12 protein-coding genes are annotated in these 12,330 nt (G+C 71.0%); 7 read left to right on the forward strand and 5 right to left on the reverse strand.

Going from position 1 to position 12,330, the window contains the following annotated elements:
• Window positions 1–3: 3 nt before the first annotated feature.
• The 4 genes from F1734_RS13840 (at window position 4) to F1734_RS13855 (ending at window position 2,634) form a co-directional block, all read left to right on the forward strand.
• The gene (locus F1734_RS13840) at window positions 4–1,257 is read left to right on the forward strand and encodes a cysteine desulfurase (protein ID WP_010595078.1); all 1,254 of its coding nucleotides are present in this window, start codon (window positions 4–6) and stop codon (window positions 1,255–1,257) included.
• Window positions 1,257–1,745 carry a Fe-S cluster assembly sulfur transfer protein SufU gene (sufU, locus tag F1734_RS13845; protein WP_010595077.1) on the forward strand — a complete coding sequence of 163 codons (489 nt, stop codon included), beginning with the start codon at window positions 1,257–1,259 and terminating at the stop codon, window positions 1,743–1,745. Before F1734_RS13840 ends, sufU begins: the two co-directional genes overlap by 1 nt.
• Entirely contained in the window at window positions 1,745–2,125 is a 381-nt protein-coding gene (locus F1734_RS13850) for a metal-sulfur cluster assembly factor (protein ID WP_010595076.1), read from the forward strand. The genes sufU and F1734_RS13850 overlap by 1 nt, the downstream gene beginning before the upstream one ends.
• 116 nt (window positions 2,126–2,241) lie before the next feature.
• Window positions 2,242–2,634, forward strand: a complete 393-nt coding sequence (locus F1734_RS13855; protein WP_048773575.1) for a MarR family winged helix-turn-helix transcriptional regulator — start codon at window positions 2,242–2,244, stop codon at window positions 2,632–2,634.
• A 44-nt stretch (window positions 2,635–2,678) separates the two neighbouring features.
• Here the strand turns inward: F1734_RS13855 and ku are convergent, their stop codons facing one another.
• Genes ku through F1734_RS13870 form a run of 3 tightly spaced genes read right to left on the reverse strand, consistent with a single transcriptional unit; the run spans window position 2,679 to window position 5,622 of the window.
• Window positions 2,679–3,653, reverse strand: coding sequence for a non-homologous end joining protein Ku (gene ku / locus F1734_RS13860; protein ID WP_010595074.1), 975 nt, complete (start codon window positions 3,651–3,653; stop codon window positions 2,679–2,681).
• Between the two features lie 52 nt (window positions 3,654–3,705).
• Entirely contained in the window at window positions 3,706–4,830 is a 1,125-nt protein-coding gene (locus F1734_RS13865) for a lycopene cyclase family protein (RefSeq protein ID WP_082061251.1), read from the reverse strand.
• Window positions 4,831–4,833: 3 nt separating this feature from the next.
• Complete coding sequence (locus F1734_RS13870; RefSeq protein ID WP_040271551.1) at window positions 4,834–5,622, reverse strand: SDR family oxidoreductase; 789 nt, start codon at window positions 5,620–5,622, stop codon at window positions 4,834–4,836.
• 125 nt (window positions 5,623–5,747) lie between these two features.
• On the opposite strand from F1734_RS13870, the gene F1734_RS13875 reads away from it, so the two are divergent.
• Together F1734_RS13875 and F1734_RS13880 are read left to right on the forward strand one after the other, a co-directional pair.
• The gene (locus F1734_RS13875; RefSeq protein WP_010595071.1) at window positions 5,748–7,376 is read left to right on the forward strand and encodes an ABC-F family ATP-binding cassette domain-containing protein; all 1,629 of its coding nucleotides are present in this window, start codon (window positions 5,748–5,750) and stop codon (window positions 7,374–7,376) included.
• 155 nt (window positions 7,377–7,531) lie between these two features.
• Window positions 7,532–7,777 carry a helix-turn-helix domain-containing protein gene (locus F1734_RS13880; RefSeq protein WP_010595070.1) on the forward strand — a complete coding sequence of 82 codons (246 nt, stop codon included), beginning with the start codon at window positions 7,532–7,534 and terminating at the stop codon, window positions 7,775–7,777.
• A 5-nt stretch (window positions 7,778–7,782) separates the two neighbouring features.
• Here the strand turns inward: F1734_RS13880 and F1734_RS13885 are convergent, their stop codons facing one another.
• Window positions 7,783–8,355: a TetR/AcrR family transcriptional regulator gene (locus F1734_RS13885; protein ID WP_010595069.1), complete on the reverse strand. Its 573-nt coding sequence runs from the start codon at window positions 8,353–8,355 to the stop codon at window positions 7,783–7,785.
• 114 nt (window positions 8,356–8,469) lie between these two features.
• Complete coding sequence (acnA, locus tag F1734_RS13890) at window positions 8,470–11,274, reverse strand: aconitate hydratase AcnA (RefSeq protein ID WP_203010691.1); 2,805 nt, start codon at window positions 11,272–11,274, stop codon at window positions 8,470–8,472.
• 257 nt (window positions 11,275–11,531) lie between these two features.
• On the opposite strand from acnA, the gene F1734_RS13895 reads away from it, so the two are divergent.
• Window positions 11,532–12,074 carry an Rv1476 family membrane protein gene (locus tag F1734_RS13895; protein ID WP_010595067.1) on the forward strand — a complete coding sequence of 181 codons (543 nt, stop codon included), beginning with the start codon at window positions 11,532–11,534 and terminating at the stop codon, window positions 12,072–12,074.
• Window positions 12,075–12,330 lie beyond the last annotated feature (256 nt).

Raw genomic sequence — 12,330 nt, forward strand, 5'->3', positions numbered from 1 at the left:
CCGATGACGGTGCAGGTGCCCACGGTGGACGTCGCCCGGATCCGGGCCGACTTCCCGATCCTCGGGCGCACGGTGCGCGACGGGAAACCCCTGGTCTACCTCGACTCCGGGGCCACCTCGCAGCGCCCGACGCAGGTCCTCGACGCCGAACGGGCGTTCCTGACCACCTGCAACGCGGCCGTGCACCGGGGAGCGCACGAGCTGTCCGAGGAAGCCACCGACGCCTACGAGGGTGCCCGCGCCGTGATCGCCGACTTCGTCGGCGCGGACGCGGACGAGCTGGTGTTCACCAAGAACGCCACCGAGTCGCTCAACCTCGTCGCCTACGCCTTCGCCGACGCCCGGTTCCCCCGGCGGGTCGGGCCCGGCGACGAGATCGTCGTCACCGAGCTCGAACACCACGCCAACCTGGTGCCGTGGCAGGAACTCGCCCGCCGCACCGGCGCCACGCTGCGCTGGTACGGGGTGACCGACGACGGCCGCATCGATCTCGATTCCCTCGAGCTCACCGACCGGGTCAAGGTCGTCGCCTTCACCCACCAGTCCAACGTCACCGGGGCCGTGGCGCCGGTCGAGGAGCTGGTGCGGCGCGCGAAGGCCGTCGGCGCGGTCGTCGTGCTCGACGCCTGCCAGTCGGTGCCGCACATGGGCGTGGACTTCCACGCGCTCGGGGTCGACTTCGCGGCCTTCTCGGGCCACAAGATGTTCGGCCCGTCCGGCGTCGGCGTCCTCTACGGACGCCGCGAGCTGCTCGCCGACGTGCCACCGTTCATCACCGGCGGCTCGATGATCGAGACCGTCACCATGGAGGCCTCGACGTTCGCGCCGCCACCTCAGCGCTTCGAGGCGGGCTCGCCGATGTCGTCGCAGGCCGTCGGACTCGGTGCCGCGGTGCGGTACCTGCAGCAGATCGGCATGGACGCCGTCGCCGCGCACGAGCACGAGCTCACCGCGGCGGCCCTGGCCGAACTCGCGGGCATCGACGGCGTGCGGATCGTCGGCCCCACCACGGCCGAGCAGCGCGGCGGGGCCGTGTCGTTCGTCGTCGACGGGATCCACGCGCACGACCTCGGACAGATCCTCGACGACGAGGGCGTCGAGATCCGCGTCGGTCACCACTGCGCGTGGCCGCTGCACCGCCGATTCGGGATCGCGGCGACCGCCCGGGCCTCCTTCGCCGTGTACAACACGCTCGACGAGGTGGCCGCGCTCGGTGCGGCGATCCGCCGGGCCCAGGACTTCTTCGGAGCACGCTGATGCGGATGGAACAGATGTACCAGGAGGTCATCCTGGACCACTACAAGCACCCGCACCACCGGGGCCTGCGCGAGCCCTACGGAGCGCAGGTGCACCACGTCAACCCCACGTGCGGCGACGAGGTGACGTTGCGGGTGCAGCTCGCCGGCGACGGCACCGTCGCGGACGTCTCCTACGACGGGCAGGGCTGCTCGATCAGCCAGGCGTCGACCTCGGTGCTCACCGACCAGGTGATCGGGCTCCCGCTGGACCGCGCCCTGGCCACCGTCGACGCGTTCGCGGAGATGGTCGGCAGCCGGGGAACCGTCGAGGGTGACGAGGACGTGCTCGGCGACGGCATCGCCTTCGCCGGGGTCTCGAAGTATCCGGCGCGCGTGAAGTGCGCGCTGCTGGGCTGGATGGCGTTCAAGGACGCCGTCGTGCAGATCACCGACGGCACCGACAGCACTCACCGGACCGCACCCGTAGCCAGTGGAGGACAGAACTGATGACCGAACCCGTGACCCCGGCGGACGAGACCGCCCCCGCCGCCCCGGACGCGTCCCCCGCCCTCGATCCCGAGCGGTACGACGAGCTCGAGGAGGCGATGCGCGACGTCGTCGACCCCGAACTCGGGATCAACGTCGTCGACCTGGGCCTGGTCTACGGCATCTCCGAGGACGACGACGCCGTCACCATCGACATGACGCTCACGTCGGCGGCCTGCCCGCTCACCGACGTCATCGAGGACCAGTCCCGCAACGCCCTCGTCCGCAGCGGACTGTGCGACGAGCTGCGCATCAACTGGGTGTGGATGCCGCCGTGGGGACCGGACAAGATCACCGACGACGGTCGCGAGCAGTTGCGCGCGCTCGGGTTCACCGTCTGACGCGGCCGGTGACCCGGCACGTCCCCCAGGTGTCCCCGGACCCGGGAGCCGCCGGCTCCGCGGACCCGGGAGCCGCCGGCTCCGTGGATCCGATCACCGCACTCGAACACGAGTTCATGGCGCTGATGCGCCGCGGCCGGGACCAGATGGGGGTGCGGGCCCGCGCCGTCCACCCCCAGCTGGATCCCGCGTGCTACCCGCTGCTGGTGCTGCTCGGCCGCGCGGACGCGGTGGCGATGTCGGAGCTGCTCCGCGATCTCGCGATCGAGAAGTCGACGTTGACGCGACGCATCGACGCCGCCGTCCGGCTCGGGCTGGTCGAGCGGACGCCGGATCCGCACGACGCCCGCGCACGGCTCGTCGCGCTCACCGCCGACGGCCGGGAACGGTTGACCGCACTGCAGCGCGAACAGACAGCGCGGTGGCGGCGCCGCCTGTCCACCTGGGATCCCGCCGACGTCGAGCAGCTCACCGCTCTGCTGCGCCGTCTCGGCGACGGACTGGACTGAGGGCGTACCGTCCGACGCCTGAGGCCCCGGCCGGTGCCGGGGCCTCAGGCCCGCTTGCGGGCGGTGGACTTCTTCGCGCTCGACTTGGTTGCCGCCGTCTTCTTCGCGGCCGACGTGCCGCCGGACTTCGCGGCGGTCTTCTTCGCCGGAGTCTTCTTCGCGGCGCTCTTGCGGGCGGGTGACTTCTTCGCCGCCGAGCCGCGGGCCGGCGCAGCCCCCTCCCCCTTCTTCTCACCGGACGCGGCGTCCACGCTGCGCTGCAGCGCAGCCACCAGATCCAGCACCTCGGCGTCCTCGGCCGCGGGTTCGCCCGCCGGGGTCACCGGCAGCACCTTCTCGCCGCCCCGGGCGATGATGTCGTCGATCAGCGACCGCAGCTCGGCCTGGTACTCGTCGGTGAACTCGTCCGGCCGGAAATCGTCGGCCATCGACTCGACGAGCATCTCCGCCATCGCCATTTCCTTCTGCTTCGGCGGCTCCGCGTCGTCGAGCACCGGGAACGACACCGACCGCACCTCGTCCGGCCACAGCAGGGTCTGCAGCACGAGCACGCCGTCCCGGTTGCGCAGTGCCGCCAGCCGGGTGCGTTGGCGCAGCGTGAAGTGCACGAGCGCGGTGCGATCGGTCTGGGTGAGCGTCTCGGCGAGCAGCGTGTACGCCTTCGGCGACGACGAGTCCGGCTCGAGGTAGTAGGACTTCTCGAAGAAGATCGGGTCGATCTGCTCCGACGGGACGAACTGCAGCACCGGGATCTCGTGCTTCTCCGCGACGGGCAGCTTGTCGAAGTCCTCGTCGGTGAGCACGACCCGGACGCCCTCGTCGGAGTCGTAGGCCTTGTCGATCTCGGCGTAGGGCACCGACTCGCCGCATTCGGTGCAGACACGGTCGTACTTGATCCGGCCGCCGTCCTTCGCATGCACCTGGTGGAACCGGATGTCGTGGCTCTCCGTGGCGGAGTAGACCTTCACCGGCACGTTCACCAGTCCGAACGCGATGGCACCCTTCCAGATCGAACGCATGGTTCCATCATGATCGAGATCGGCGTCCGCCGCGCGGAACCCGGCGAACTCGTCACCACAGGGCGCGCAGCATGGCCCCGCGCAGGGCCGGCGAGCCCGTCGTGAACATCCGGGTCATCGCCGCCACCGTCCCGCCGAGGTCGGTGCGACCGGACAGGTAGGAGCGCTGACGCTCGGGCGGCAGCGTGAAGAACCCGGCGAAGAACGCCGGGGTCTGTTCCGGGTGCAGTTTCAGCAGCACCCGCAGCCCCGAGGCGCGCAACTGCGCGACCGCCCGCGCCGAGGGCGACCACAACGCCGCCGTGGCCTTGCGGCCCCCGGCGAGCGCGTGCGCCACGGGATCGGCCGCCGCCAGCGAGGCCGCCACCGCGTACCCGGTGCCCGGGTGCATCAGACCGCCGCGGGCCCCGAACCGGGCCACCCCGCGCGTCGATTCCGGCGGCGGCTGCACCCCGAACCGCACCCGCTCGACGGGCTCCGATCCGCTCAGTTCGACCCCGCGCGCGGCGAGCCGGACCTCGAGTCGCCGCCGCAGCTCGGGGAGGGGTAGCGCCGGCCGGCCCACCAGGCAGGTCTCCTCGAGCAGCATCCGGTCCTGCCCGAGCGGCACCGCGTACAGGAACGACGGCGCATCCCCCGAGTCGGTGCGGTTGTCGCGCCGCCAGTCCATGAACCAGGCGTCGCGACCCTGCAGCGCGGGTGCAGCGGTCGCGGTGTCGACGATCACGCCGAAGGCGGTCTGCTGGGCGCGGGAGCGGTGGGCAGGCACCCCGCGCGCGTCGATCACGGCCCGCGCGCGCAGCGCCGCACCGTCCGCGAGGGCGACGTGGTCGGCGGCGACGACGTCCGCCCGGGCGGTGCAGACCCGCACGCCGTCCAGCGACAGACTTCGCTGCAGTGCCGATGTGTCGAAAACACCGTAGGGGCGCGGAATTCGGTGCGGCCGCACGGTCCACGCCGACGGTTCCGCCACCCGCGCCGCGAGTACCGACTCGGGCAGCCAGGGAGGCAACTCGTCGAGCCACGCCGCGTAGGTCGCCGTCCACGGCCGGTCCGGCCGCGGATCCACCGCGAGCACGTCGAGACCGGCCGCGGCGGCGCGGTGGGCCAGCGCGCGCCCGGCGGGCCCGAGCCCGACGACGATCACCTCCGCGTCGATCACCTTCGCGTCGATCACCCGCTACATCGCTCCCGTCGCCAGCAGTCCACCGTCCACCCGCACAGTCTCCCCGGTGATCCACCCGGCCGCATCCGAGACGAGGAAGGCGACCAGTTCGGCGACGTCGGCGGGGGTGCCGAGCCGGCGCATGGGGTACCGGGCGGCGGCGCTGTCCTCGCCGTCGGCGACGAGTGCGGCCGCGAACTTCGTCTTCACCACCCCGGGCGCCACCGCGTTGACGCGCACGCCCGGGCCGAGCTGCCAGGCCAGCTCCTCGGTCAGCCGGATCAGCGCCGCCTTCGAAGCCCCGTACGCGGCGATCACCCCGGTCGACCGCAGGCCCGCCACGCTCGCGATGTTGACCACGGACCCGCCGTGCTCACCCATCCATGCGCGGTAGGCCTGCTGCACGAATCCCAGCGCGGCGACGACGTTGACGTCGAAGATCTTGCGGACGGCGTCGAGGTCGGCGTCCATCAGCGCCCCGAAGACGGGGTTGATGCCGGTGTTGTTGATCAGGATGTCCAGGGTGCCGAGCTCGGTGACGGTGCGCCGCACCGCCTCGGCGCGGGCCTCGGCGTCCCCGGCGTTGCCGGGCAGCTCGAGCACCCGTCCGCGGTGACCGATGGCGCGCAGCTCGCCGGCGGCCTCGGCGAGCGGCTCGGCCTTGCGGGCCGTGAGGGCCACGTTCGCGCCGCGGGCGAGCAGCGCCGCGGCGATCGCCTTGCCGATCCCGCGGCTCGCTCCGGTCACCAGTGCCGTCCGGCCCGTCAGGTCCGAGCCGGCGGGATATAGGGGGGAAGTCGTCATGCCGGGGAACGTAGCGCATCTCACGTCGGGAGTCGGCGCTGCGGACGGTAAAATGAATGGTTCGTGCGCCTGCCCCTGCGGCATCATCGGCAACCGATCCGAAACATCCCTGAGGAGTCCCACGCGTGATCACCGCCACCGATCTGGAAGTCCGCGCCGGCGTGCGGACGCTGCTCTCGGCGCCGGGACCGGCGCTGCGGGTGCAGCCGGGCGACCGGATCGGGTTGGTCGGACGCAACGGCGCCGGCAAGACCACCACCCTGCGCATCCTCGCGGGGGAGGGGGAGCCGTACGCGGGTGCCGTCGTCCGCTCCGGTGACCTGGGGTACCTGCCGCAGGACCCCCGCGAGGGCAACCTCGACGTGCTCGCCAAGGACCGCGTGCTCTCCGCCCGCGGCCTCGACGAGATCCTGCGGGCGATGGAGAAGCAGCAGGCCGTCATGGCCGAGGCCGTCGACGAGAACGTCCGCGACCGGGCGGTGCGCAAGTACGGGTCGCTCGAGGAACGCTTCTCGGCCCTCGGCGGGTACGAGGCCGAATCCGAGGCGGCCCGCATCTGCACCAGCCTCGGCCTGCCGGACCGGGTGCTGGGCCAGCCGCTGCGCACCCTGTCGGGCGGCCAGCGCCGCCGCGTCGAACTGGCCCGCATCCTGTTCGCCGCCTCCGACGGTTCCGGCAAGTCCGCCACCACCCTGCTGCTCGACGAGCCCACCAACCACCTCGACGCCGACTCGATCACCTGGTTGCGCGGATTCCTGCAGAACCACGACGGCGGGCTGGTCGTCATCAGCCACGACGTGGACCTGCTCGCCGACGTCGTGAACAAGGTGTGGTTCCTCGACGCGGTGCGCGGTGAGGCCGACATCTACAACATGGGCTGGAAGAAGTACCTCGACGCGCGGGCCACCGACGAGGCGCGCCGTCGCCGCGAACGTGCCAACGCCGAGAAGAAGGCGTCCGCGTTGCGTCAGCAGGCGGCCAAGCTCGGCGCGAAGGCCACCAAGGCCGTCGCCGCGCAGAACATGGCCAAGCGCGCCGACAAGCTGCTCGCCGAACTCGACGAGGTGCGGGTGGCCGACAAGGTGGCCAAGATTCGGTTCCCGGACCCGGCGCCGTGCGGCAAGACCCCGCTCACCGCCGAGAGCCTGACGAAGGTGTACGGCTCGCTGGAGATCTTCACCGGCGTGGACCTGGCGATCGACCGGGGCAGCCGCGTCGTCGTGCTCGGCCTCAACGGTGCCGGCAAGACCACGCTGCTGCGGCTGCTCGCGGGGGTCGAGACCCCGGACGCGGGCGGGCTGGTGCCCGGACACGGCCTGAAGATCGGATACTTCGCCCAGGAGCACGACACCCTCGACGACGATGCGACAGTGTGGGAGAACATCCGGCACGCGGCACCGGACGCCGGGGAGCAGGACCTGCGGGGGCTGCTCGGGGCGTTCATGTTCACCGGCCCCCAGCTCGACCAGCCCGCCGGGACGCTGTCCGGTGGCGAGAAGACCCGCCTGGCGCTGGCCGGGCTCGTATCCTCCGCGGCGAACGTGTTGCTGCTCGACGAGCCGACCAACAACCTGGACCCGGTCTCGCGGGAACAGGTGCTCGACGCGCTGCGCAGCTACGCCGGTGCGGTCGTGCTCGTCACCCACGATCCCGGGGCCGCCGAAGCGCTCGATCCGGAGCGCGTCATCCTTCTTCCGGACGGCACCGAGGACCACTGGTCGCAGGAGTACCTGGAGCTGATCCAGCTCGCCTGAGCTTCGACCCTGCGTGCGGGGTGCGGGCGCATCTCCGGTGCCGAGCCGGCCCCGGAGTCGGCCGCTGCGGCCCGGACCTGCGCGATTCCTCCCGGTGCCCCGCGCCGTGAACTAGCCTGGGAGGCGGGGCCTTGCCGAGCCGACGGGAGGATCCGATGGCACGCAAATCCGAGCACGCCGGGAGCGTACTGACCAAGGGCACACGGGTCACGGGGGAATCGCGTGACCGTCTGCAGGCAGAACTGAAACGCCGCTACGAGGCCGGGGCGAGCATTCGGACGCTGGCGCAGGAAACGGGCCGTTCCTACGGGTTCGTGCACAACGTGCTCGTGGAGTCCCACGTCGCGCTGCGCGGCCGGGGCGGACCGAACCGGCGCAGCGCGGCACGCGCCTCGACCTGACCGGGTCAGCCGGCGGCGGTGCGCCGCACGGACTCCTCGACCAGGTCCAGTACCGCCGCCAGCTCGCCGTCGGCGGTGCCCGAGGCAAGCCGCGCGATCAGCCCGTCGAGAACCAGGTCCAGGTAGCTGAGCACGACCTCGGTCGGCACGTCGTCGCGCAGCCGGCCGGCCTCGCGTTGCCGTTCGAGCCGGCCCACCGTCGCCTTGGTCAGCTCCGCGGAGTGCTGGGTCCAGGCCTTCGCGAAGTCCGGGTCGGTGCGCAGGCGCCGCGTGATCTCGAGCCGGGTACCGAGCCAGTCGAACTGCTCGGGTGAGGCGAGCATGTCGCGCATCACCTGCACCAGGCCCTGCTCGGCGGCGACGTCGGCCATCCGCGCGGCGTCTTCCTGTGCCAGGGCCAGGAAGAGGCCGTCCTTGTCCTTGAAGTGATGGAAGATCGCGCCGCGGGACAGTCCCGTGGCGTCCTCCAGGCGGCGCACCGTGGCGCCGTCGTAGCCGAACTCGGCGAAGCACCGGCGGGCGCCGGCGAGGATCTGTCTCCGGCGCGCGGCGAGGTGGTCCTCACTGACCTTGGGCACCGCGAACGTCCTTTCGGGGCGGAGACGGCGGGCCCGAGACGAAGTCGCCCCGAGCCCGCCGCCGGTGCACAGCGTGGTCCGCCCGCGGGTGCGGGCGGCCGATCCGGGGGGGTGTCAGCCCCGGATCATGTTGCGCAGCACGTACTGCAGGATGCCGCCGTTGCGGTAGTAGTCCGCCTCGCCGGGGGTGTCGATGCGCACGACCGCGTCGAACTCGACCGTGCTGCCGTCCGCCTTGGTGGCGGTGACGTGCACCGTGCGCGGCGTCGTGCCCTGGTTGAGCTCCTCGATGCCCGCGATGTCGAACACCTCGGTGCCGTCGAGTCCGAGCGACTTCGCCGACTCACCCGCGGGGAACTGCAGCGGGATGACGCCCATGCCGATCAGGTTCGACCGGTGGATGCGCTCGAACGACTCGGTGATGACCGCCTTGACACCGAGCAGGCGGGTGCCCTTGGCGGCCCAGTCGCGGGACGAGCCGGAACCGTACTCCTTGCCGCCCAGGACGACCAGCGGGATGCCGGCCTTCTGGTAGTTCTGCGAGGCGTCGTAGATGAACGCCTGCGGAGCACCGTCCTGCGTGAAGTCGCGGGTGTACCCGCCCGAGACCCCGTCGAGCAGCTGGTTCTGCAGGCGGATGTTCGCGAACGTGCCGCGGATCATCACCTCGTGGTTGCCGCGCCGCGACCCGAGCGAGTTGTAGTCCTTGCGCGCGACCCCGTGGGAGTCGAGGTACTGCGCGGCGGGGGTGCCGGGCTTGATCGGGCCGGCCGGGCTGATGTGGTCGGTGGTGACCGAATCGCCGAGCAGGGCCAGCACGCGGGCACCCTTGATGTCGGAGACCGGAGCCGGATCCATCGTCATGCCGTCGAAGTACGGAGCCTTGCGGACGTAGGTCGAGTTCGCGTCCCACGCGAAGGTGTCGCCCTCCGGGGTCTCCAGGTTCTGCCAGCGGTGATCGCCCTTGAAGACATCGGCGTAGGACTTGCGGAACATGTCCTGGCTGATCGCCGACTTGATGGTGTCGTCGATCTCCTGGGCCGACGGCCAGATGTCCTTCAGGAAGACGTCGTTGCCGTCCTGGTCCTGTCCGAGCGGATCGGTCTCGAAGTCGAAGTCCATCGTGCCCGCCAGGGCGTACGCGATGACGAGCGGCGGGGACGCGAGGTAGTTCATCTTCACGTCGGGGGAGATGCGACCCTCGAAGTTGCGGTTACCGGAGAGCACGGCGGTCACCGACAGGTCGTTGTCGTTGACGGCCTTGGAGATCTCCTCCGGCAGCGGCCCGGTGTTGCCGATGCACGTGGTGCAGCCGTAGCCACCGAGGTAGAACCCGAGCTTCTCGAGGTACGGCCACAGCCCGGCCTTCTCGTAGTAGTCGGAGACGACCTGCGAACCGGGTGCCATGTTGGTCTTGACCCACGGCTTCGACGACAGGCCCTTCTCGACGGCGTTGCGGGCGAGCAGCGCGGCGCCGAGCATCACCGACGGGTTCGAGGTGTTGGTGCACGAGGTGATGCCCGCGACGACGACGGCGCCGTGGTCGAGCACGAACTCGCCACGTTCCTCGGAGACGACCCGCACCGGCTTGGTGGGCCGGCCGTCCGCGCCGTTGGCGGCGGACTGGACGTCGACGGCACCGTCGTCGGCGAAGGACAGCGCGACCGGGTCGGACGCCGGGAAGGACTCCTCGACGGCCTCGTCGAGCTGGGTGTGCTCGACGGGGTGCTGCTCCTCGACGTAGTTGTGGATGTCCTTGCGGAAGGCGGTCTTCGACTCGGTGAGCGGGATGCGGTCCTGCGGGCGCTTCGGGCCGGCGATGGACGGGACCACGGTGCTCAGGTCCAGCTCGAGGTACTCGGAGTAGGCGGGCTCCTTGTCCGCGTCGTGCCACATGCCCTGCTCCTTGGCGTACGCCTCGACGAGCGCGAGCTGCTCGTCGCTGCGGCCGGTCAGGCGCAGGTAGTTGATGGTCTCGCTGTCGATCGGGAAGATCGCGGCGGTGGATCCGAACTCGGGGCTCATGTTGCCCAGGGTGGCGCGGTTGGCCAGCGGCACCTCGGCGACGCCCGCGCCGTAGAACTCGACGAACTTGCCGACGACGCCGTGCTTGCGGAGCATGTCGGTGACCGTGAGGACGACGTCGGTGGCGGTCACGCCCGGCCGGATCTCGCCGGTCAGCTTGAAGCCGACCACGCGCGGGATGAGCATCGAGACCGGCTGGCCGAGCATCGCGGCCTCGGCCTCGATGCCGCCGACGCCCCAGCCGAGCACGCCGAGGCCGTTGACCATCGTGGTGTGCGAGTCGGTGCCGACGCAGGTGTCGGGGTAGGCCTGGCCGTTGCGCACCATCACGGTGGGGGCCAGGTACTCGATGTTGACCTGGTGCACGATGCCCATGCCCGGGGGAACGACCTTGAAGTCGTCGAAGGCGCCCTGGCCCCAGCGCAGGAACTGGTAGCGCTCGCCGTTGCGCTCGTACTCGAGGTCGACGTTGCGCTCGAGGGCGTCGGCGCGGCCGAAGACGTCGAGAATGACCGAGTGGTCGATGACCATGTCGGCGGGGGAGAGCGGGTTGACCTTGTTCGGGTCGCCGCCGAGGGTGGTGACGGCCTCACGCATGGTGGCGAGGTCGACCACGCAGGGCACGCCGGTGAAGTCCTGCATGATCACCCGGGCGGGAGTGAACTGGATCTCGACGCTCGGCTCGGCCGACGGATCCCAGTTCGCGAGGGCGCGGATGTGATCGGCGGTGATGTTCGCACCGTCTTCGGTGCGCAGCAGGTTCTCGGCGAGAACCTTCAGTGCATAGGGCAGCTTCTCGGTGCCGGGAACGGCCGAGAGGCGGAAGATCTCGTACGAGTTCTCTCCGACCTCCAGCGTCCCCTTGGCGCCGAACGAATCAATACTGGTGCTCACGTCAGCTCCACTCGTCGATGAGGCTCGCCGCCGACGGGGCTGTGTCGACGGCCGAAGCGAGGCTCCGCAGCCGGGCCGGGCCGCAGAACAGGGCCGGACGGCGTCGGAGGCGTCTCGCGGCAAGTCTAACAGTACGCTTGTCCTGTGAAGCGGTGGGACGGAACCGCCGATCCGGCGTCCGGCCGCCGCGATCGCCTCGTCGCGTAGGGTACGAACGGCGCCGCACGAGCGGTGGCCGTCGAGTACCACGGAGAGAGATGTCTGCGCCCCTGCCACGTGTCCTGACGCCGTCGGCCACCGACCTCCCGCCGGGCGTCTCGCTCGAGCAGGTCCTCGCCGAGCTCGCCGACGACCAGGTCTCGGCACCCCCGGAGCGCGTCGACGATCTCGTCGCCGTCGTCGAACGCGCGCAGCAGCACGGGATCGACCTGAGCATCGTCGTGCTCGACCGCGATCCGCGCCTCGATTCGCAGCTGCGCGACCTCGCCACGGACGTCGCCGGCGAGGACGGCGGCACCGTGCTCGTGCTCAGCCCCGGCTGGGTGGGCGCGCACAGCGACAGCATCGATCGGGTGGTTCTCGAGTCCGCGCAGGACCGCACCTACACCGGCGACCCGGTCGTCTCGGCGTCGAATTTCGTCGACGCTCTCACCGAGCCCGCGCCGCCCTGGACGTTGCTCACGGTGCTGCTGCTGCTCGCGGTCGCGGGCGCGGCCGGGGCCACGTATCTCGCCAAGGCGGTCCGTCGCCGTCACGACACCGACACGACGACGGCGGCCGCCGACCGGATCCCGCGCTGACGCGACGGAGAATTTTCGCCCCCGACTGTGGCCGTCGTCACAGCTCAGGCCGTTGACACAGGTCTCAGTACGCTTCCGTCTTCTGTGACTGGAGTTTCCTCGGGGTGCGAAGTGTCGTACGGTGCACTTGGCGCTCTTGGGGAAGGGGTGTCACACATACCCGGTGCCGGGTTGCGGTGCGAACCGTGAGTCGACGCCGGGCCGTCGAGCGGTGCAACCGCGGCCTCGTCCGTGGTGGATCGCTGCTGCACCGACC

This window comes from Rhodococcus ruber (assembly GCF_016804345.1).
Taxonomy (GTDB): Bacteria; Actinomycetota; Actinomycetes; order Mycobacteriales; family Mycobacteriaceae; genus Rhodococcus; species Rhodococcus ruber.